The sequence below is a fragment of the Zobellia uliginosa genome, assembly GCF_900156625.1.
GTDB lineage: Bacteria > Bacteroidota > Bacteroidia > Flavobacteriales > Flavobacteriaceae > Zobellia > Zobellia uliginosa.
The window spans coordinates 80,023-99,649 of the sequence record NZ_FTOB01000006.1 but is presented as its reverse complement, the minus strand read 5'-3'; the positions used below and the strand labels follow the sequence as shown (position 1 = coordinate 99,649).

Below are 19,627 nucleotides of genomic sequence, written 5' to 3'. Positions count from 1 at the left end.
AACGGACTATTCTATGACCTCTGCTTTTTGAATGTAAATGTTCTGTGAGGGCCAATCGCCATCGCCAGTTTCTACCTGGTTAATGGCATCCACCACGTCCATGCCCTGTATGACCTTTCCAAAGGGTGTAAAGTCTCCGTCTAGATGGTATGAGCCCGGGTCGGTGACCACGATAAAGAACTCGTAGGGCGATGCCAACATATGTGGGTTGTCTATTTCACTACTCGGCATTGAAATGGTCCCCCTGTGGTGGCGGTGGCCTTTTCGCGTATCGGGTGGTAAAAGATAGCGTCCGATCTTACTTCTTTTTTGCCCTGTTAACCTATCGTCTGAGTTGCCGCCTTGAATAATGAAATTCTTCACCACCCGATGAAATTGGGTATTGTCAAAATACCCTTTGCGCGCGAGATATATAAAATTGGCCTTGTGGTAGGGAACATTATCGTAAAGCTGCACCGTAAAACTGCCGAAACGGGTAGTTATCTTTACTTTGTCGGCTTTGAGGTCTTTTTGGTAATTGAAGAAAAAATCGATGGCATTGTCTTCGGTGAGCACAAATTCCTCTTCTTTTTTCGTTTCGGAAGAATCTACGGCCACCGAATCTTTTTTGGTTGCTGTCCGGGCCGGGGGCGTTTTTACCTTTTCTTTAGGATTTTCCCCACATGAAGCCAGAAAAATAAGTAGTAATATTGTTACTGAAAACGAACTTTTGATTGTCATGAATTTTGATGATTTCTCCATACGGATACCAAAAATAAAGAATCTACCCTTACCCGGTGAAGCTTCGCATTTAAAAATGGCCCCCCAATTTAGGCTGGAAGACTTGCAGGCCGCCCGTAAAAAGTCGGCAAACACCAAAAAAGCCGCCGTCATGGCGCTTTTCTACCCAGATGAGGTTAATTTGACCCGCCTGTTGCTTATTTTGAGAAAGAGTCACCCAAAGGATGTGCACTCCAATCAAATCGGTTTTCCTGGCGGACAGGTAGAAGAAAATGATAGGGATATGAGGGCTACGGCATTGCGGGAAACCTATGAGGAAGTAGGCGTAGACCCGAACCATATTGAAATTGTAAAATCGCTTACCGAAATTTACATTCCGCCCAGTAATTTTGAGGTTCGACCCTATATGGGACTCTACACGCGTACCGAGCCTTTTACCAAGCAAGATACCGAGGTAGAGGAGCTGGTAGAGGTCCGTTTGGCCGATTTTATGGATGATGCCAATGTTTTTACCGAAAACCTCACTACTTCCTATGCGACCGATGTGCCCGTACCTGCCTTTAAATTAAATGGTTATACGGTTTGGGGGGCTACCGGAATGATGCTAAGTGAAATCAAGACCTTGTTACAACAGGTTTTATAGGGGTAAATTCGTATTTTTGCAATCTATGGGCATATTCAAAGAAAATCCGTTCGGGCATATTTTGTTTCTGAAAAAATGGCTTATTCGTATTTTGGGACTTATGACCCACTCGCGATACAAGCGTTTTAACAGTCTTGATGTAGAAGGTTCCGAGATCATTCGGTCATTACCTGACAAGAACGTTCTTTTCGTAAGTAACCACCAGACCTATTTTGCTGATGTAGTGGCTATGTTCCACGTATTCAATGCAAGTCTCAAGGGCCGCGACAATAGCATCAAGAACGTAGGCTATATTTGGCAACCCAAGTTGAACATGTACTATGTGGCCGCAGCCGAGACCATGAAGAAAAGTCTTTTGACCAAGATTTTTGCCTATGCAGGGTCCGTAAGTGTAGAGCGGACTTGGCGTTCAGAGGGTAAAGATGTAAAAAGGCAGGTGAAAATGAGCGATATTTCCAATATAGGAAAAGCCTTGAACGACGGTTGGGTTATTACTTTTCCGCAAGGTACTACCACGCCTTGGAAACCCCTTAGAAAAGGTACCGCACACATCATCAAAAAATATAGGCCTGTTGTCGTTCCCGTAGTTATTGACGGGTTTAGACGTTCCTTCGATAAAAAGGGACTCCGGATCAAGAAAAAGGGAATTCTACAGTCTATGGTCATAAAAGAACCTTTGGATATCGATTACGAGAACGAATCTTTCGACTCCATCATCGAAAAATTGGAGTATGCCATTGAACAGCATCCGTCGTTTTTAAAGGTTATTTCCAAGGAAGACCTCATGGCCTACGAAGAAGAGAACGAACTCCGAAGGTTCCGTAATCGGCATAAGGTTTAGACTTCAAGTCTTTTTAGTTCCTTATAATTGCGCTTGAGCTTACGCAAGAGTAGTCCGTAGAGCAAAAAGTATACCCCACCGAAAAACGCTATCATGACTACGCCCATAATTGCCATCGATACCATTAGGGTGGTCTTTAGCTTTTCAGGGGAAACATCTTTGGTATTTGCGGCCATTTCCGAAAAGTTATCCATAAAGCTATCGTTGAGATAGATGCCTATGATCACCAGGCCTATAAATATGAGTATGGTAGATAATGAGAATATCACGTAATATTTTACCGTTCTTCGGGTCCTGATAATTTTGCGCATCAGGCCCTTGGCACTATCGAGAACCGATATTTCCTTGTACCTTTTGTAAAAGAGGAAAACGAAGTAGAATACTACCAGGTAGTAGATGACGGTCATGGCGACGAAGCATTGGTCTACAATGGTATTGTCGTAAATGCTCATGCTTTTCCTAAAGGAAGGAATCAGGTACAGTAAATTGGGTAATATGATTTCTAGGATGCTGATAATGAGTATCCATTTGACAATGGAGGAGGATTTCTTCCATGTCATTTTATGAATTTCGTTATAGGTCAACTTAGGAAGCTGGTCGTTTTTCTTTTGCCAGTCTTTCTTTAAAAGTTCCAGTTCGTCCATCATATCCTTAAGGATTCAATATCGTTCTTAATTTTGTCTTGATCCTATTCATCTTCACTCGTGCATTTACCTCGCTAATACCGAGGGTTTCACTTATTTCGCGATAGTCTTTGTCTTCTAGGTATAGAAAGACCAAGGCCTTGTCTATATCACCTAGTTGCTTTACCGCCTTGTACATGAGCTTTAACTGTTCTTCTTCGGTACTGTCATATTCGTCGGCCTTTATCTTAAAGATTACCGACTCATAATCTTGCGTCTGAACACGTCTTTTCGACTTTCGGTACAAGGTAATTGCCGTATTCAGCGCGACACGGTACATCCATGTACTGAATTTCGACTCACCCCTGAATTTAGGGTATGCTTTCCAGAGCTGTATCGTAATTTCTTGAAACAGGTCTTTATGCGAATCCCTATCATGGGTATACAATGTGCAAACCTTGTGAACAATGTTTTGATTGTTCTCAAGCTCCGTAACAAATTGATGTTCCAGTTCTTTGTTCACTCCAAGTTGGTAGGTTGTTAGACTATTAGTAGCACTAAAGGATTAATTGTTACAGCGTCAATTCGGTTATTTTAAGCAGTGATTGAAGATGTTGTTTTTGAAAATGGGATCAAGGTCATTGATTTTTAAGGAGATATGATACTGTTCAATGGATGTGATTAATTTTAAAGTTTACGTTTTTGAATTTTAGTTAAAGTTAAATAAACTTTATTTCACTACATAGTGAAATGAAATTTCTTACGTTATAGTTTCTCCCGAAAGAATAAAACCTGTGGTTTGCCCGTGGGGTAAGTATTGAATGATTAATTTTGCCCATATTTTAGAATATGTCAGATATAGATGCACTTAACATCCCTAAATTGAGCTTGCCGCGTATTGTAATTGTTGGTGGTGGTTTTGGGGGAGTGGCCTTGGCCAAGAAATTGAGCAAAAAAAAAGAAGTACAAGTCGTGCTTCTTGACAAAAATAACTATCATACGTTTCAACCCTTGCTGTACCAGGTTTCTACAGGAGGGCTTGAGCCTGACTCCATAGCTTATCCGATCCGGAAGATTTTGCAAGACTACAGCAACTTTTACTTTCGCTTGGCCGAAGTGCAGCAAGTGAAGCCCGAATCAAAGGTTATCGTTACCAATATCGGTCAGTTGACCTATGATTATTTGGTCATTGCCGCAGGTTCTACCACTAATTTTTTCGGCAATACCGAAATTGAGCTCAACGGTATGGCCATGAAGACCATTCCGCAATCGTTGAACCTTAGGAGTCTGATACTCGAGAATTTTGAACAAGCACTATTGACCGATGACTTGCATGAGCGTGATGCGTTGATGAATTTCGTAATCGTAGGGGGCGGACCTACGGGAGTGGAGCTGGCCGGTGCCTTGGCCGAAATCAAGAAAGGGATTCTTCCCAAAGATTATCCGGATCTAGATACGCGTAGGGCACAGATCAATCTCGTGCAATCGGGGGATCGGATATTGAAGGGAATGAGCGATAATGCTTCGAAAAAGGCAGAGGATTTTCTAGAAAGCCTTGGGGTCAATATCTGGAAAAATACACGGGTTACCACTTATGACGGTAAAACGGCATTGACAAAAACGGAACTGAAGTTTGAAGCGGCCACTTTGGTTTGGGCCGCCGGGGTAAAAGGCGTGCCTATTGCCGGGCTAGATGCCAAGGAAATTCTGGCGGGCGGCAACCGTTTGAAGGTTAATGAGTTTAATCAAGTGATGGGCCATGATCGTATTTTTGCCATTGGCGATATAGCTTGTATGCAAACCGACGCTACCCCTCAAGGGCATCCGATGATGGCGCAGCCTGCCATTCAGCAAGGTCGTAACCTGGGTGAAAACCTATTGCGCTTGGTTCGTGACGAAGCCATGGAACCTTTTGTGTATAAAGACAAGGGAAGTATGGCCACGGTAGGCCGTAACAAGGCCGTAGTCGATCTAAAAAATTATAAGTTTCAAGGGGTTTTTGCCTGGTTCGTATGGATGTTCATACACCTCTTTTTTCTTATCGGGTTTAGAAACAGGGTAGTGGTCTTTGTAAATTGGGTCTACAATTATGTACGCTTTGATAGGGAAGCACGTTTGATCATACGTCCCTATCAGCGTGATTATTCATTGTTCAAAAATCAAAAGACCTTATAGATCGAAGCTTGATAAGGGGCCAGTTTAAAATTGGTTCCGACCTGTACGTTTTCGGCCTTATGGTTTGAAATAATAAGACGGGCCTTTTCAAAGGGAATTTCATTTATGCTTACCGAACTGGATTCGGTTGAAAAGTTGAGGAGGACTAAAAATTGTTCACCCTGCCATTCACGGGCATAAGCATATACCTTTTCGTCGTCTTTAAGCAATAAGCGGTAGGTGCCATAGACCAGTCCGAGATGGTCTTTTCGCACTTGAACCATGCTCTTGAAGTAGTTGAGTACGGAGTCTTTATCCGATTCTTGTGCCGCAACGTTGATGCCCTCCTTGTAATTTTCATTCACCTTTAACCAAGGTTTTTTTACCGTAAAGCCCGAATGGGGCTCGGTATTCCATTGCATGGGGGTTCGGGCATTGTCCCTACCGGCATCTTTTTCGTTTTTGATAAAAGCTTCCAAGTCACCACCGGATTTTTTTATGCTTTCGTAGCGGGTCAGGGTGTTAATGTCTTGATAATCGGTTATACTGTCAAATTTTATATTGGTCATTCCTATTTCCTCTCCATATAAAAAATAGGGGGTTCCGCGCATTGAGAGCAAAAAGGTCTGTAATAGGGTGGCCGAGTTTTTCCAGTGCTCCTTAGAGTCGTTTCCCCAACGGCTGACACTGCGGGGGAAATCGTGGTTGTCTAAGTAGAGGCTTCCCCATCCCTTTTGGGCAAAGACTTCGTCCCATTCGGAGAATATATGTTTAAATTCGGTGAGTTTCCAAGGTTCTTTTCTCATCTTAAAGGTCTCCCCAGGTTCACGGTCAAGGCCCATAAGGTCAAAATGAAAGAACATATTGAGTTCGTTTCGGTCTTCATCAACAAAGTCCAAGGCCTGTTCTTTTCGAACACCGGGAGCCTCTCCAACCGTCATGACGTCATACTTGCTCAAAACTTTTTCGTTCATTTCCTGCAGGTACTCGTGCAAGTGGGGGCCTTCGGCGTAGTATGGAATAAAATCGCCCATGTACTTTTCGGGAAGCTCTGGGTAATCGGTGTCTTTTGAAATGGTTGAAATCACATCCATACGGAAGCCGTCTATGCCTTTGTCGAACCAAAATTTCATAAGGTCGTAGACTTCTTCCCTTACTTTGGGATTTTCCCATTTGAGGTCGGGCTGTTTGGCCGAGTAGTAGTGTAGGTAATATGAATCGCTAGGTGGGTCATATTTCCACGCATTGCTGTCTATATCAAAATAACTAAAGCGTTTTGGGGGAGTGCCTTTTTCGGCGGGCCACCAATGATAGTAGTCGCGGTAAGGGTTGTCTCTTGATTTTCGCGATTCAACAAACCATTGATGTTCATCGCTACTGTGGTTTACAACAAGGTCCATGACCAGGCGTAGGTCTCTTTTTTTCATTTCTACCATAAGCTCGTCCATGTCTTCCATGGTTCCGAACTCGCCCATAATATCCCTATAGTTTGAAATATCATAGCCGTTATCGTCGTTGGGGGAAGTGTAAACGGGATTCAGCCAAATGATATCGACACCTAGGCTTTTTATATAATCGAGTCTTTTAATGATGCCTTGTAGGTCGCCAATACCGTTACCGGTGGTATCTTGAAAACTTCTTGGGTAGATTTGATAGACTACACCTTCTTTCCACCATTTTCGTTCGGTGTTTTCGTACATGTGCTTTATTTATTTTTTAAATATAGAACTTGTAGATTCAATAAAAGAGGGTGTAGGCGTATGGGGCTAAACTACAACGTTTTCGGTTTATAAATTTCCTATAAAATAGCGTTTAAAGTGAAAATGAGGCGCTTTTTTGGGCTTCGACCAAAGGTTAAAATTGTCAAAATCAGTCATTTTTGGCCCGGGGTATACTTATATTTATAATGACAAAACCAAGCTGTGATTCCATTGATCAGAATTGTATGTATATTTTTTATTGTAGCCATTGGAAAGTGTCAAACTCCCGAAAAGACACTACAGGGAATTGAACCCCTTACGGAAAATTCGAACTTTAATACAAGTGCATATTCTTATCCGGTTTTTATGGATGATGAAATGCACTCGGGGTTTTTAATAGGCTATGAATTTGACGAGAAATTCATGGTTGAGCTACAGAATTACTATGACACCTATAGGACCTTTGATGTTCAAAAGGTCTCGATGAGACTAAAAAATTATGTGAGTCATAGGCTGTACTTTGTAAACGGAGCTGCAATGGAACGGGAATTGGATAAGCATGGTGCAAATGCACCCAAGCCACGTTATATCATGACCAACGGCGTGGGCTACGACATCAATAAAAATGTGATGATGGAAGTGAATCACGACTTGAATTTCAATAAATCGAATATAGGTACTTACGGAATGCCGAGTTTGTTGTCGATAAAAAGCAAAATTAAATTTTAATGCCCTCTACTTTCTCGGGTGGTATTTGTTCATGACATCGGTCAGGTGTGTGCGGTCTACATGTACGTACACCTCGGTAGTGGTAATACTTTCGTGTCCCAACATCTGTTGAATGGCCCTTAGATCGGCACCGTTCTGTAAGAGGTGCGTGGCAAATGAATGTCTGAAAGTATGGGGGCTTATGCTTTTCTTTAGGTCTATTTTTACCGCCAGTTGTTTGATGATGGTAAAGACCATGGCACGGGTAAGCTGTCGCCCCCGACGGTTTAGGAAAAGGATGTCTTCAAAGCCCTTTTGTATGTTTTGGTGAACCCGTATCTCCTTCCTGTAAATGGTAATGTATTTTTTGTTGACGGGGCTAATCGGAACAAAACGCTGTTTATCTCCTTTACCCGTCACTTTTATGAAGTCTTCTTCAAAAAAAAGATCTGAGATTTTAAGGTTGATTAGCTCCGAGACCCTGAGTCCACACCCGTAGAGTGTTTCGAGCATGGCACGATTCCGCTCGCCTTCGGGTTTTGACAGGTCTATTGCTTCGATTAGGGCGTTGATCTCATCTTCCGATAGGGTATCCGGTAGTTTGCGTCCTATCTTGGGTGATTCGATCAGGTCCATTGGGTTATCGTCCCTATAGTCCTCAAAAACCAGATAATTAAAAAAACTTTTGAGTCCTGATATAATACGTGCCTGTGACCTTGGGTTCATGGTCTTGGCAACTTGATAGACGAACTGCTGCAAAACTTCCTTTTTTATTTTTACAGGGCTATCGCTTAAGGAACTCGCGTCTAGAAACCTTATGAGCTTGGTAATGTCCAAAGTATAGTTGGTAATCGAGTTTTTCGATAGGCCCCGTTCGATTTTCAGGTAATGTTGGTAGTCTTGAAGCGCTTCATGCCAATTCATAGGGTAAAGTTAACCATTGCAGGGTTTACGGCAATCCGTTTTTTATAAGGAGGTGTAAAAATTAAAATCAAAAAATGAGCTAAATAACTGACAGTATGTAAAGTTTTCTATCTTTGGTTACGATATAATAACGAACCAATGCTAGTTTTCGTTGTTGTTGCCTTGGTCTTAAAATCTATCTTTTTCTGTTAAAATAGGGATGGCAACTAATGAAAATAGCGTTCACAAAAACCATTGTAATCATGAAAATTAAGTTTTGCGCTATTCTGGCGTTAGTTTTTTTTGGAGTACAAAGTAGCATTGCACAAACCGTAATTCAGGGTACCGGCCCATCGGGTGGAATCAATACAGGGGATATTTCCTTCGGGGGAAAAACCGGTATCAATTTCACTACATGGCGCGGTAGCGAGTTCAATGGCATATCGGCCAGGGTGGGAGCTTATATTGGTGGTGTGGTAGAGATACCTGTTATGGACGATTTTTATGTGCAGCCAGAGTTGTTGTTTTCTTTGCAAGGTGCCGATTTAGGCCCTTCCAATGCCAATCTGGTTTATTTGCAAATACCGGTTATGGGAAAGTACCATATTACCGATGAAATAGCCGTAGAGCTAGGGCCTCAACTAGGTTTTCTCTTGGCGGATAACTGGGAAGAGGACCTTCAGTCACAAGATACCGAGTCTCTTGAATTAGGCTTGAACTTAGGGGGCGGTTATCGAATGGATGAAAATTTCTATTTTCAGCTTAGAATAGGTTTGGGACTTTCCAAAGTATTGGAAGTTACCAAAGCCTATAATGCCGGAGTGTCGATAGGGGCCGTATACTTCCTGTAATTGATAAGATCCATATTAATATAACGGCCGCCTAAAGCGGCCGTTTTTCATTGTCTAGGGTAAGAATCACATTAAAAAGTTTATTTTTGGAATATGAAATTAATCATTATCAACGGCCCTAACCTGAATCTGTTGGGCAAACGCGAACCAGAGGTATACGGAAACAAAACTTTCGAAGATTATTTTGCTGATTTACAGTTTAGGTACAAAGACGTTCAGCTCGAATATTTTCAATCGAATATTGAAGGTGAACTTATAGGAAAGATACAGGAAGTAGGCTTTTCTTATGACGGTATTGTCTTGAATGCCGCGGCCTATACGCACACTTCCGTAGGTATTGGCGATGCTATAAAGGCGGTTACGACACCTGTGGTAGAGGTTCATATTTCCAATACCCATAAGCGCGAAGAATTTAGGCATGTATCCTACATCTCGCCCGTTGCAAAAGGGGTAATTCTTGGCTTTGGTCTTCAGAGTTATGATTTGGCCATTCAGAGTTTTTTAAAATAGCCTAATGACTTATTTTGACCTGTTTTAGGCAGTTTTTTGGTTTAAGGGAAGCTTATTTATAAGAGTTTCGTCGTTTGTCACACGTCGATTTTTGGTTTGTTGCTGCAACAAAAGGATAAAAAACTTCGTTTAGCTTCTAGCTTACAAAGCAATCCAAACAAACCAAATTTTATATTGCCATGATCAAATCTTTTTGTTTATTTCTGACCCTGACCTTTTCATGTATTTCCTTATACGCCCAAGAGGGCTTTAAAATCGGTGCCCAGGCGGGTTTGCCTATCGGGGAGTATAATGACTATGTAGGGGTGGTCATAGGAGCCGATGTAGGTTATATGTGGGCCCCGAACAAGATCTTCGACCTCGGTATAAAGGGGGGTATCATCCACGGTTTTGCCGAAACGTTTACTGCCCAGAACATCAGTGTAAAGTATCCCAGTATCCAGTTCGCGCCCCTTGCAGCCTCGGTAAGGCTTTGGCCGGCAAAAACTTTTTCCATCGGCGGCGATATCGGAAAGGCTTTCGGATTAAATGAAGGAAACGAGGGCGGACTTTACTATCGGCCTCAAATAGGGTTTCAAGTGGGGCCAAAGTCGGAATTGAACTTTTCGTATACCGGTATTAGCGTAAACGATAGTACTTGGTCGACCATTACCATGGGCTTTGTCTATACCTTTTTATCGGCGAGACATTTTAGGTAATTCGGCGGAAGGGAATTTTAAGCCAATGTAGCCTCTTCGTTCAAGTACTTTTTTTCCACGTAGAAAGTGGCAAAGGGAAGGAGGGAAGCGACCAGTAGGATGACTCCTTTTTTTAAGCTCCATTTTTTTTCCATCCAAAGAACAACCGCCAAAATAATATAGGCAATGAACAATGCGCCGTGTGCATACCCTACATATTTGTTGGGCATAGGCAAATCTGCCAAATATTTTAACGGCATGGTAACGGCGAATAGGGCCAAATAAGAGATACCTTCTAAAATAGCTATAACCCGAAAAAAACTTAGCATACGGAATGGATTTTTAAATAAGTTCGTTTAAAGATGTAATAATGGGCCTATGAGACGTGTTCGACACGGTCTTATAGGCCCATTGGTAATTTATTCTGTCTATTACAGGTGTATCACCTCGTCGTAAGCGGCAGCTACAGCTTCCATAACGGCTTCACTCATTGTTGGGTGAGGGTGTACCGCTTTTAAGATTTCATGGCCGGTAGTTTCAAGTTTTCTGGCTACAACGGCTTCGGCGATCATATCGGTTACACCGGCACCGATCATGTGACATCCTAACCACTCACCATATTTGGCATCGAAAATAACTTTTACGAAACCATCAGGAGTACCGGCTGCTTTTGCTTTACCACTGGCGGAGAAAGGAAATTTACCAACTTTGATATCAAATCCTTTTTCCCTTGCTTGTTTTTCGGTAAGACCTACGGATGCAATCTCGGGAGTACAATACGTACATCCGGGGATATTGCCGTAATCCAAAGGCTCAACATGCATGTCGGCAATCTTTTCAACACATAGAATACCTTCGGCAGAAGCAACATGGGCTAGCGCCTGACCTGGTGTTACATCACCAATAGCGTAATAACCCGGTATGTTGGTCTGGTAGTAATTGTTTACCAATATTTTATCCCTATCGGTAGAAATTCCCACGTTTTCAAGACCAATGTTCTCTATGTTGGTTTTGATACCTACGGCAGAAAGAACAATGTCCGCTTCTAGGATTTCTTCTCCTTTAGCGGTCTTTACGGTTGCTTTTATACCTTCTCCGGAAGTATCAACGGAAGTAACCTCTGCGGACGTTTTGATTTTTATACCGGCTTTTTTTAAGCTGCGTTCCAGTTGTTTTGAAATATCCTCATCTTCTACAGGTACAACGTTGGGTAAGTATTCCACTACGGTTACCTCTGTACCTATGGCGTTATAGAAATAAGCAAATTCAATACCAATGGCACCACTACCTACAACAACCATTTTCTTTGGTTGTTCTTTTAAGGTCATGGCCTCGCGATACCCAATAATCTTTTTGCCATCTTGTGGTAAACTAGGTAGTTCGCGGCTACGGGCTCCGGTAGCAATAATAATATGGTCAGCACCGTATTCCGTTTCTTTACCCTGCTCATCCTTTACAGAAACCTTTTTGCCCGGTTTTAAGGTACCAAATCCTTTGATGACCTCAATTTTATTTTTCTTCATCAAAAATTGGACACCTTTACTCATGCCGTCTGCAACGCCACGGCTTCTTTTGATTACGGCATCAAAATCTTTGTCCACATTTTCTGCGGAAAGACCATAGTCTTCAGCGTGTTTTAAGTAATTAAAAACCTGAGCTGATTTCAAAAGTGCCTTGGTAGGGATACACCCCCAGTTTAAGCATACACCACCTAGATTTTCTTTCTCGATAATGGCCGTTTTAAAGCCCAATTGAGAGGCTCTAATGGCGGTAACATACCCTCCGGGTCCGCTACCCAAAACAATAACATCGAAATTGCTCATATTTTTTATTTTTTTGCTGTTGTAAATTTAAGAAGCCAGCTATAGCTAAGCAGGTGCAAAAGTACAAAACCAAACGGAAAGATTAATACGAAAATTAAAGTCTAGTGCTAAAAAGAAGAAGTTTGGTATAGTGTAAAACCAACATTTTGTGGTGTGCGTAACCGCTTAGTTGTTGAACATGGTTCTATTGAACTGCTCTGAGCCGCCTTTGGGAATGGAAAGGGAAATCCATTTTTCGCCCTTTCGTATTTTTGCGAGTAATACCATTTGTCCTATATGGGCACTGTAATGGGCCAGTTGCCTATGTATGGCTTCAACGATGCTGTGGTTTTCGTTTCTTATTTTTATCGGATGGTCAAAATTTTCAGGAGACACGGAGTCCAAGGCGTTAAAAAGGCATTGCCACCCGGCTTCCCAAGCGGTCAACATTTCGCTTTTTGTCGTGTAGGGGACTTCAAATTCGATTTCGCGATTGCGCCACGATTTTTCCCCGTCCTCGGTGAGAAAGTTGGTCCACCTACTGAGCATGTTGCCTACCATGTGTTTGACGATCAGTGAAATGCTGTTGGAGTTTTCACTGGGCAGCCATAAGAAGTCATTGTCCGATAGCTGGGCAAAGGTTTTGTCGCCCATACCCTTATATTTCCGAAATTCAGAAATGGCGCTGTTTAAAAAATGTTCTTGATAGTTCATATCGTCATTTACCTTTGTGCCATAGCATCCTATGATCTATATGCTAGCTTTGGTGTTATTCTTTTTTGGCGGGGATAAAATCGAGGGCCACGCCGTTAACGCAATGTCTTAGTCCCGTTGGTTCCGGTCCATCCTCAAAAACATGTCCTAAATGGCCTCCGCAGGTCGCGCAATGTTCTTCGGTTCGTTTGTAACCGATTTTGTAATCGACGTCATAGGCCACGTTTCCTTTTATCTCTTCGTAAAAACTGGGCCAACCCGTACCTGATTTGAACTTGGTACTACTCTTGAACAGCTCGGTACCACAGGCCGCGCATACGTAGGTGCCTTCTTCTTTGTTCTCCAGCAAATCGCTGCTGAAGGGATTTTCGGTTGCCGCCTTTCGTAAAACATAGAATTCGGCCTCGGTCAATTCCTTTTGCCACTCCGCATCCGTTTTTACAACGCTAAAACGCTGTTCTTTTTTTGGGGCGGTCTGCCCGGCGGTTTCTTTTTTTTGACTGTTGCCCTTGCACCCGATAAATACGAGGCAGAGTCCTAAAATTATATTTTTATACATGGTATCCGTGATATTAAGTGTTAGGGCTTAGACGGGCCATACGGCTCTTCCTTTCAAATTTAATGGTATTTGCCCTAAGTTTCATGGTCGATTTACGTTTCCTCGCCAAAAAGTAAAACCCCGTACTTTTTAGAACGGGGCTTGTTTTTTCTGAAATGGGGGAAGGGCTTTACTTCAGGGACATTTTTTTAACATCTTCTTCGGTAAGGCCAAGGCTGCCCATTACGGCGGTGATACTGCTTTTATCCATTTTGGCGGCCGCTTGCCCAGGAATGATCACGAACCTAAAAATCTGTCCTTGGGTAATATCGGTGTCCAGATCTGAAAGGTCGAAGTTTCCAGTGATAAGAATCTCTACGTCTTTTGTCGTATGCCCCGGTACAAATTGAATACTGCCCTCTTCATAAAAGAAGGTCTGTGGGATTAAATTCCAAATATCATTTAAATTGCCGTCTTCAAATTCAACCGTTCTATCGTATTGGTATACGAGCACGGCGTCGTTTGGTAAAACTTCGAAACTGGTAAAATCTTCAAAGACAAGAATGGTTTCGTATAAATTGTTTTCGGCGATATAGTTAAAATCTACATCCTCTACTTCAAAAACTTGGGCTTCACGCCCATCTAAACCGTCAGCCCCATCACGGCCATCACGTCCGTTAGTTCCAGGAGGACCTGTTGGGCCTTCACATGAAATAAAGAATAGTGCAACAAATGTGCCGAGTAAAAGAAGTGTTTTTTTCATAATTCCATTATTTAATAAGATGAGCCATATTGGCAGAATGTAAAAGATGTTTTCAAAAAGTGTTCCACTTTTTATATTATTCGTATCTTTTTATTTGTAACATTGAATTATCGATTCAAAGTTAATCGACAATAACCTAAAGCTTTTTTGTAAAGTTGCTTAGATTTGTCTTAACTACCTAAAATATTTGAACACTATGCCGCAAGTTACCGTTTTCAGTCTTTTTTCCGAATTTGATATTGATCTTTTTAAGTCGGGAAAGCATTTTAGATTGTACGAAAAATTAGGTTCCCACCCTGTAGAATTTGAAGGGGTCAAAGGAACTTATTTTGCCGTTTGGGCGCCATCGGCACGCTCGGTATCCGTTATCGGGAACTTCAATGAATGGGATGATGAAAAGCACATGCTCAACGTTCGTTGGGACGGGAGTGGTATTTGGGAAGGTTTTATACCCGATATAGGGGTGGGTGAACTTTACAAGTACAAGATCTATTCGAACAATCATGGGGCCGTTACGGAAAAGGCCGATCCTTTTGCCCGTTATTGTGAGCATCCGCCTAAAACCGCTTCTATCGTATGGGAGCAAGACTACAAGTGGAAGGATAAGAAGTGGATGGAGAACGTACGAAAGAAAAAAAATGCGCTAGATGCCCCGTTTTCTGTTTACGAAGTGCATTTGGGTTCTTGGAAACGTGATAAAGGCGGAAATTTTTTAACCTATAAGGAAATGGCCAAAGATTTGGTGGCCTATGTAAAGGAAATGGGTTTTACCCATGTAGAGTTTATGCCTATTATGGAGTATCCTTACGATCCTTCTTGGGGCTATCAGCTAACGGGATATTTTGCGCCAACATCAAGATTTGGAGATCCAGAAGGTTTTAAATTATTGGTAGATGCGCTGCACCAAGCAGAGGTAGGGGTTATTTTGGATTGGGTGCCTTCGCATTTTCCGGAAGACGCACATGGTCTTGGCTTTTTTGATGGTTCCCATCTTTATGAGCATCCCGATAGAAGAAGGGGCTACCATCCCGATTGGAAGAGTTTGATCTTTAATTACGGAAGAAACGAGGTGCGTGCCTTTTTGATCAGTAATGCCCTCTTTTGGTTGGACCACTATCATGCCGATGCCTTACGTGTCGATGCGGTGGCTTCTATGCTCTACCTTGATTATTCACGTGAGGAAGGGGAATGGGAACCCAATATGTACGGAAATAACGAAAACCTTGAGGCCTTGTCTTTTATTAGGGAATTTAATGAGGCCGTTTATGGAAGTTTTCCCGATGTGCAGACCATTGCCGAGGAATCAACGGCATTTTCAGGGGTGTCAAAACCCGTAATGTACGGGGGCCTTGGTTTTGGTATGAAGTGGATGATGGGGTGGATGCACGATACCTTGGAATATTTTAAAAAAGAATCGATATACCGAAAACACCACCAGAACGATCTTACGTTCAGTATGACCTATGCCTTTACCGAAAACTTTATGCTGCCCTTTTCGCACGATGAGGTGGTATACGGTAAACAATCGTTGGTGTATCGTATGCCAGGTGATGAATGGCAGCGTTTTGCCAACCTGCGTTTGATGTTCGGTTACATGTTTACGCACCCGGGTACGAACCTTATTTTTATGGGGGGCGAATTTGGGCAGACCAGCGAGTGGAACTTTCAAAAAGGGTTAGATTGGCATCTTACCCAGTACAAAGTGCATTCGGGCATACAAGAATTGATAAAAGATTTGAACAAGGTATATAGAGACTTTCCGGCCCTGTACCAAAAGCAGTTCAGTCCCGATGGTTTTCAGTGGATCGATTACGGAGACCATGAAAACTCGGTATTGACCTATATTCGACGGGGACATGACACCAAAGACGATATATTCATCGCCTGTAATTTTACCCCGGTAGTAAGGGAAAACTATAGGGTGGGTATACCCAAAGTTTCTGGAAAGTTGAAAGTTATTTTGAACAGTGATGACGAAAAGTATGGTGGGTCGGGCGTTCAGCCCAATATATCGGCCATTCAGAAAAAAGTTTGGCACGGACGTGAACAATCGGTAGAAATGACCATTCCGCCATTGGGGATTGTTATTTTTCAATAGTCGGGCCTATTATAATGATAATAGTTCGTAAATGGATGTGAAATCATTTCGTTATTAAGGTTTAAAGTCTTTTTTTTGTTAGTCTTTAAATACTCAATACATGATAACCAATACTGAGCTAGAATATAAAGGGAATCTCTATCCAAATCATATTGTAGATTATGTGAGGGATAAAGATAAATTCTATTTTACCACTGAAAACGGAGTGGTCTTAGAAATTACCGTAATTCAAGATAGAACAATCAGGTTCAGATATGCTACCGAGCATGCCTTTCAACCTGATTTTTCATATGCGGTAGATCCTAACGCAAGCCGGGGGTACAGTCATCTCGACTGTACCGAGAACCAGACGGAATATATTATTGAGACCGCAAGGCTCAAAATACTGGTAGATAAGAAAACCTTGCGTACCCAAGTATCGGACCTCAAGGGTAATATCATCAATGAAGACGAATTGGGGTTTCATTGGGAAGAGAACTACGAATACGGGGGCAACACCGTTAAAATGAGCAAGATTACCCAAAATACCGAAAGCTTTTACGGTATGGGCGATAAGGCTACGCACAGTAACCTTAAGGGGAAAAGGGTTTGTAACTGGGTTACCGATCAATATGCTTACGGTAAAGACCAAGATCCACTTTACAAAGCGATTCCGTTTTACATTGGCTTACATAATGGCCAATCGTATGGTATTTTCTTTGATAACAGTTTTAGGACCGATTTCGATTTTGCCCATGAACGTCGTTCCACAACCAGTTTCTGGGCCGATGGGGGAGAAATGAACTACTATTTTTTCTATGGTCCCGAAATGCATAAGGTGGTCAAGGCCTATACAAACCTGACCGGGGCCCCAGAGCTTCCTCCTTTATGGGCTATGGGCTATCACCAGTCGAAATGGAGCTATTTCCCAGAGAGTAACGTAAAAGATATAGCCAAGCAGTTCAGGGATCTTAAAATTCCCTGTGATGCCATTTATTTGGATATCGATTATATGGATGGGTTTAGGTGCTTCACTTGGGACAAGACCAGGTTTCCCGATCCGAAACGTATGATCAACGAACTTAGCGAAGATGGGTTTAAGACAGTGGTCATGATCGACCCGGGTATTAAAATAGATAAAGACTATTGGGTATACCAGGAAGCCGTTGAAAATGATTACTTCTGTAAGCGTGCCGATGGACCAAGAATGAAAGGTAAGGTTTGGCCAGGGGAATGTAACTTCCCTGATTTCACCAATCCTGAAGTTCGCGAGTGGTGGGCCGAACTCTATAAAGAATTTATGGCCGAGATAGGCGTTCATGCCGTTTGGAACGACATGAACGAACCTGCGGTTATGGAGGTGCCTACAAAGACAGCTCCGCTCGATACCCGCCATGATTACGACGGGCACCCTAGTAGTCATAGAAAGGCGCATAATATTTATGGAATGCAAATGGTACGGGCGACCTACGACGGGGTCAAAAGATATGTATACCCCAAACGGCCTTTGGTAATAACTAGGGCCGCCTATTCCGGAACGCAGCGTTTTGCCTCGACATGGACGGGAGATAATGTAGCTACGTGGGAACATTTATGGATCGCCAATGTGCAGATGCAACGGATGTGTATGAGTGGTTATTCCTTTGTAGGGTCCGATATTGGTGGCTTTGCCGAGCAACCGAACGGCGAACTTTTTGCCCGATGGATCCAATTGGGTATTTTTCACCCATTTTGTAGAGTGCACTCCAGTGGGGATCACGGCGACCAGGAACCTTGGTCGTTTGGAAACGAAATTACCGATATCGTTAGAAAGTTCATCGAATTGAGATACGAATTATTGCCTTATCTCTACACGATGTTCTGGAGGTACTCAAAAGAAGGTACCCCGATGTTGCTTCCTATCGTATGTTACGACCAAGAAGATACGCAGACCCACTTTAGAACGGATGAGTTTATTTTTGGGGAGCAAATTTTGGTCTGTCCGATTCAAGAACCTAATGCAAAGGGGCGAAGAATGTACATTCCTCGCGGCAATTGGTATAATTTTTGGAACGATGAGGTCGTAGAGGGGGGAAAAGAAAAATGGGTCGTTGCCGACATCGATAAGATACCCTTGTTCATAAAGGCCGGGGCCATTATTCCAAAATACCCTGTACAGCAGTATGTGGGCGAGCTTGAGATCGAAGAGCTGGTATTGGATGTTTATTTTACGGAAGGGGCCGAAAACTCTACCGTTTATGAAGATGCAGGCGATGGTTATGCTTACGAAAACGGAAAATATAGCTTGAGAAACTTTAAGCTTTTGGGTAAGGCAAATGAATTGACCATTCAACAATTTAAGGATGGGGCCTTCATTACAAGCTATGAAACGTTTAAGATCAAGTTGCACGGACTCCCGTTCAAAATAGGGGAGGTTCAGATAGACAACGAAAAAGTAGCTATTGAAGATGTTATGCCGAATGGGGGCAATATTATAATCGTAAACAAAGACTTTACTCAATTGCGTCTTACCGCGAAATAAGATTTTTGTATTTTACGAATCTAAACACGACCATAATGAGAAAGATAATTTTAGTTTTTGCCCTGTTTTTAGGGGTAGCAGCTTGTAAAACCAATCCGTTTACAGGTAAAAAAGTATTAAATTTTTATCCGAACAGTCAAATTTTTCCAACTGCATTTGCCCAGTATGATCAATTCTTGACCGAAAACAAGGTGGTAGAGAATACGGCCGATGCTAAAATGATCACGAAGGTAGGCCAGCGGATATCGTCTGCGGCGGAAAGATGGTTGACCGCCAATGGTTATTCGGGTTATCTTAAAGATTACAAATGGGAGTATAACCTGGTAAATGACGAAACGGTCAATGCATGGTGTATGCCCGGGGGGAAAATTGTTTTCTATACCGGTATTTTGCCCATTTGTAAGGGAGAGACAGGTGTTGCCGTGGTAATGGGTCATGAGGTAGCTCATGCCTTGGCCGATCACGGAGCGCAGCGTATGAGTGCCGGCACATTGCAACAATTGGGCGCTGTGGCCGGTAATGTCGCTATACAAGACCCTGAAAAAAGAAACATTTTTAATCAGGCTTATGGGGTCGGTTCCCAAGTAGGGGTGATGTTGCCTTTTAGCCGAAGTCATGAAACCGAGGCAGACCGTATCGGCCTGCAGATTATGGCCATTGCAGGGTATGATCCCGCAGAAGCCGCCGAGCTGTGGAAACGAATGAAGGCCAACAGCGGAGGAGAGGCACCACCTGAGTTTATGAGTACCCACCCATCGAACGATACAAGGATCAAGAACCTTACGGAATGGGCGCCAGCAGCAAGGGCCGAGGCCAAGAAGTTTGGGGTAACCTCGTTTCAAAAGTAAATAATTGCAATTATTGTATATTTAAAACCGTTCT

At 42.6% G+C, this 19,627-nt stretch carries 20 protein-coding genes; 10 read left to right on the top strand and 10 right to left on the bottom strand.

All coding sequences use genetic code 11. The features are described 5' to 3' along the window. Positions 1 to 6 precede the first annotated feature (6 nt). Positions 7 to 720 (bottom strand): peptidylprolyl isomerase, encoded by a 714-nt coding sequence (locus BW980_RS18175; RefSeq protein WP_076456586.1) that lies wholly within the window; start codon positions 718 to 720, stop codon positions 7 to 9. Between BW980_RS18175 and BW980_RS18170 the strand changes: the two genes are divergently transcribed. Further along, the gene (locus BW980_RS18170; RefSeq protein ID WP_076456585.1) at positions 719 to 1,363 is read left to right on the top strand and encodes an NUDIX hydrolase; all 645 of its coding nucleotides are present in this window, start codon (positions 719 to 721) and stop codon (positions 1,361 to 1,363) included. The genes BW980_RS18175 and BW980_RS18170 overlap by 2 nt on opposite strands. 25 nt (positions 1,364 to 1,388) lie before the next feature. Beyond that, complete coding sequence (locus tag BW980_RS18165) at positions 1,389 to 2,204, top strand: lysophospholipid acyltransferase family protein (protein ID WP_076456584.1); 816 nt, start codon at positions 1,389 to 1,391, stop codon at positions 2,202 to 2,204. On the opposite strand, the gene BW980_RS18160 is transcribed toward BW980_RS18165, so the two are convergent. Both BW980_RS18160 and BW980_RS18155 read right to left on the bottom strand, forming a co-directional pair. Continuing rightward, a complete protein-coding gene (locus BW980_RS18160; RefSeq protein ID WP_083690525.1) occupies positions 2,201 to 2,851 on the bottom strand; it encodes a hypothetical protein in 651 nt (216 codons plus the stop codon). The two genes, BW980_RS18165 and BW980_RS18160, sit on opposite strands and share 4 nt — an antisense overlap. A gap of 4 nt (positions 2,852 to 2,855) precedes the next feature. Further along, the gene (locus BW980_RS18155; RefSeq protein WP_013991915.1) at positions 2,856 to 3,350 is read right to left on the bottom strand and encodes an RNA polymerase sigma factor; all 495 of its coding nucleotides are present in this window, start codon (positions 3,348 to 3,350) and stop codon (positions 2,856 to 2,858) included. 326 nt (positions 3,351 to 3,676) lie between these two features. Here BW980_RS18155 and BW980_RS18150 point away from each other — a divergent pair, with 326 nt between their 5' ends. After that, positions 3,677 to 5,002, top strand: a complete 1,326-nt coding sequence (locus tag BW980_RS18150) for an NAD(P)/FAD-dependent oxidoreductase (protein WP_076456582.1) — start codon at positions 3,677 to 3,679, stop codon at positions 5,000 to 5,002. Here BW980_RS18150 and BW980_RS18145 read toward each other — a convergent pair. Next, positions 4,987 to 6,681: a glycoside hydrolase family 13 protein gene (locus BW980_RS18145; RefSeq protein ID WP_076456581.1), complete on the bottom strand. Its 1,695-nt coding sequence runs from the start codon at positions 6,679 to 6,681 to the stop codon at positions 4,987 to 4,989. The genes BW980_RS18150 and BW980_RS18145 overlap by 16 nt on opposite strands. 231 nt (positions 6,682 to 6,912) lie before the next feature. On the opposite strand from BW980_RS18145, the gene BW980_RS18140 reads away from it, so the two are divergent. Further along, positions 6,913 to 7,410: a hypothetical protein gene (locus BW980_RS18140; RefSeq protein ID WP_139327728.1), complete on the top strand. Its 498-nt coding sequence runs from the start codon at positions 6,913 to 6,915 to the stop codon at positions 7,408 to 7,410. 6 nt (positions 7,411 to 7,416) lie between these two features. On the opposite strand, the gene xerD is transcribed toward BW980_RS18140, so the two are convergent. Then, on the bottom strand, positions 7,417 to 8,313 hold the full coding sequence (gene xerD, locus BW980_RS18135; RefSeq protein WP_076456579.1) for a site-specific tyrosine recombinase XerD: 897 nt from the start codon (positions 8,311 to 8,313) through the stop codon (positions 7,417 to 7,419). A 242-nt stretch (positions 8,314 to 8,555) separates the two neighbouring features. Between xerD and BW980_RS18130 the strand changes: the two genes are divergently transcribed. The 3 genes from BW980_RS18130 (at position 8,556) to BW980_RS18120 (ending at position 10,351) form a co-directional block, all read left to right on the top strand. After that, positions 8,556 to 9,143 carry an outer membrane beta-barrel protein gene (locus tag BW980_RS18130; protein ID WP_175609913.1) on the top strand — a complete coding sequence of 196 codons (588 nt, stop codon included), beginning with the start codon at positions 8,556 to 8,558 and terminating at the stop codon, positions 9,141 to 9,143. A gap of 93 nt (positions 9,144 to 9,236) precedes the next feature. After that, positions 9,237 to 9,653 carry a type II 3-dehydroquinate dehydratase gene (gene aroQ, locus BW980_RS18125; protein WP_076456577.1) on the top strand — a complete coding sequence of 139 codons (417 nt, stop codon included), beginning with the start codon at positions 9,237 to 9,239 and terminating at the stop codon, positions 9,651 to 9,653. Positions 9,654 to 9,832: 179 nt separating this feature from the next. Next, complete coding sequence (locus BW980_RS18120) at positions 9,833 to 10,351, top strand: outer membrane beta-barrel protein (RefSeq protein WP_139327727.1); 519 nt, start codon at positions 9,833 to 9,835, stop codon at positions 10,349 to 10,351. Positions 10,352 to 10,368: 17 nt separating this feature from the next. Here BW980_RS18120 and BW980_RS18115 read toward each other — a convergent pair whose 3' ends face one another. The 5 genes from BW980_RS18115 to BW980_RS18095 form a co-directional block, all read right to left on the bottom strand. Next, on the bottom strand, positions 10,369 to 10,659 hold the full coding sequence (locus BW980_RS18115) for a DUF3817 domain-containing protein (RefSeq protein ID WP_076456576.1): 291 nt from the start codon (positions 10,657 to 10,659) through the stop codon (positions 10,369 to 10,371). A gap of 102 nt (positions 10,660 to 10,761) precedes the next feature. Further along, complete coding sequence (lpdA, locus tag BW980_RS18110; protein WP_076456575.1) at positions 10,762 to 12,153, bottom strand: dihydrolipoyl dehydrogenase; 1,392 nt, start codon at positions 12,151 to 12,153, stop codon at positions 10,762 to 10,764. Positions 12,154 to 12,318: 165 nt separating this feature from the next. Further along, on the bottom strand, positions 12,319 to 12,846 hold the full coding sequence (locus tag BW980_RS18105; RefSeq protein ID WP_076456574.1) for a DUF1572 family protein: 528 nt from the start codon (positions 12,844 to 12,846) through the stop codon (positions 12,319 to 12,321). Between the two features lie 55 nt (positions 12,847 to 12,901). Further along, the gene (gene msrB / locus BW980_RS18100) at positions 12,902 to 13,405 is read right to left on the bottom strand and encodes a peptide-methionine (R)-S-oxide reductase MsrB (RefSeq protein ID WP_076456573.1); all 504 of its coding nucleotides are present in this window, start codon (positions 13,403 to 13,405) and stop codon (positions 12,902 to 12,904) included. A gap of 169 nt (positions 13,406 to 13,574) precedes the next feature. Continuing rightward, positions 13,575 to 14,147, bottom strand: coding sequence for a dihydrolipoamide dehydrogenase (locus BW980_RS18095; RefSeq protein WP_076456572.1), 573 nt, complete (start codon positions 14,145 to 14,147; stop codon positions 13,575 to 13,577). Positions 14,148 to 14,343: 196 nt separating this feature from the next. Here BW980_RS18095 and glgB point away from each other — a divergent pair, with 196 nt between their 5' ends. From glgB to BW980_RS18080, 3 genes are all read left to right on the top strand, one after another. Beyond that, positions 14,344 to 16,245 (top strand): 1,4-alpha-glucan branching protein GlgB, encoded by a 1,902-nt coding sequence (glgB, locus tag BW980_RS18090; protein WP_076456571.1) that lies wholly within the window; start codon positions 14,344 to 14,346, stop codon positions 16,243 to 16,245. A gap of 100 nt (positions 16,246 to 16,345) precedes the next feature. Then, positions 16,346 to 18,745 (top strand): glycoside hydrolase family 31 protein, encoded by a 2,400-nt coding sequence (locus BW980_RS18085; RefSeq protein WP_076456570.1) that lies wholly within the window; start codon positions 16,346 to 16,348, stop codon positions 18,743 to 18,745. 35 nt (positions 18,746 to 18,780) lie between these two features. Then, entirely contained in the window at positions 18,781 to 19,593 is an 813-nt protein-coding gene (locus BW980_RS18080; protein WP_076456569.1) for a M48 family metallopeptidase, read from the top strand. Positions 19,594 to 19,627: the final 34 nt, after the last annotated feature.

Coding starts and splice junctions, on each gene's coding strand:
- BW980_RS18115 (WP_076456576.1), bottom strand. CDS start 10,659: ATGCTAAGTTTTTTTCGGGTTATAGCTATTTTAGAAGGTATCTCTTAT.
- BW980_RS18120 (WP_139327727.1), top strand. CDS start 9,833: ATGATCAAATCTTTTTGTTTATTTCTGACCCTGACCTTTTCATGTATT.
- BW980_RS18095 (WP_076456572.1), bottom strand. CDS start 14,147: ATGAAAAAAACACTTCTTTTACTCGGCACATTTGTTGCACTATTCTTT.
- BW980_RS18165 (WP_076456584.1), top strand. CDS start 1,389: ATGGGCATATTCAAAGAAAATCCGTTCGGGCATATTTTGTTTCTGAAA.
- BW980_RS18080 (WP_076456569.1), top strand. CDS start 18,781: ATGAGAAAGATAATTTTAGTTTTTGCCCTGTTTTTAGGGGTAGCAGCT.
- BW980_RS18105 (WP_076456574.1), bottom strand. CDS start 12,846: ATGAACTATCAAGAACATTTTTTAAACAGCGCCATTTCTGAATTTCGG.
- glgB (WP_076456571.1), top strand. CDS start 14,344: ATGCCGCAAGTTACCGTTTTCAGTCTTTTTTCCGAATTTGATATTGAT.
- lpdA (WP_076456575.1), bottom strand. CDS start 12,153: ATGAGCAATTTCGATGTTATTGTTTTGGGTAGCGGACCCGGAGGGTAT.
- BW980_RS18085 (WP_076456570.1), top strand. CDS start 16,346: ATGATAACCAATACTGAGCTAGAATATAAAGGGAATCTCTATCCAAAT.
- BW980_RS18160 (WP_083690525.1), bottom strand. CDS start 2,851: ATGATGGACGAACTGGAACTTTTAAAGAAAGACTGGCAAAAGAAAAAC.
- BW980_RS18175 (WP_076456586.1), bottom strand. CDS start 720: ATGACAATCAAAAGTTCGTTTTCAGTAACAATATTACTACTTATTTTT.
- msrB (WP_076456573.1), bottom strand. CDS start 13,405: ATGTATAAAAATATAATTTTAGGACTCTGCCTCGTATTTATCGGGTGC.
- BW980_RS18145 (WP_076456581.1), bottom strand. CDS start 6,681: ATGTACGAAAACACCGAACGAAAATGGTGGAAAGAAGGTGTAGTCTAT.
- xerD (WP_076456579.1), bottom strand. CDS start 8,313: ATGAATTGGCATGAAGCGCTTCAAGACTACCAACATTACCTGAAAATC.
- aroQ (WP_076456577.1), top strand. CDS start 9,237: ATGAAATTAATCATTATCAACGGCCCTAACCTGAATCTGTTGGGCAAA.
- BW980_RS18130 (WP_175609913.1), top strand. CDS start 8,556: ATGAAAATTAAGTTTTGCGCTATTCTGGCGTTAGTTTTTTTTGGAGTA.
- BW980_RS18170 (WP_076456585.1), top strand. CDS start 719: ATGAATTTTGATGATTTCTCCATACGGATACCAAAAATAAAGAATCTA.
- BW980_RS18150 (WP_076456582.1), top strand. CDS start 3,677: ATGTCAGATATAGATGCACTTAACATCCCTAAATTGAGCTTGCCGCGT.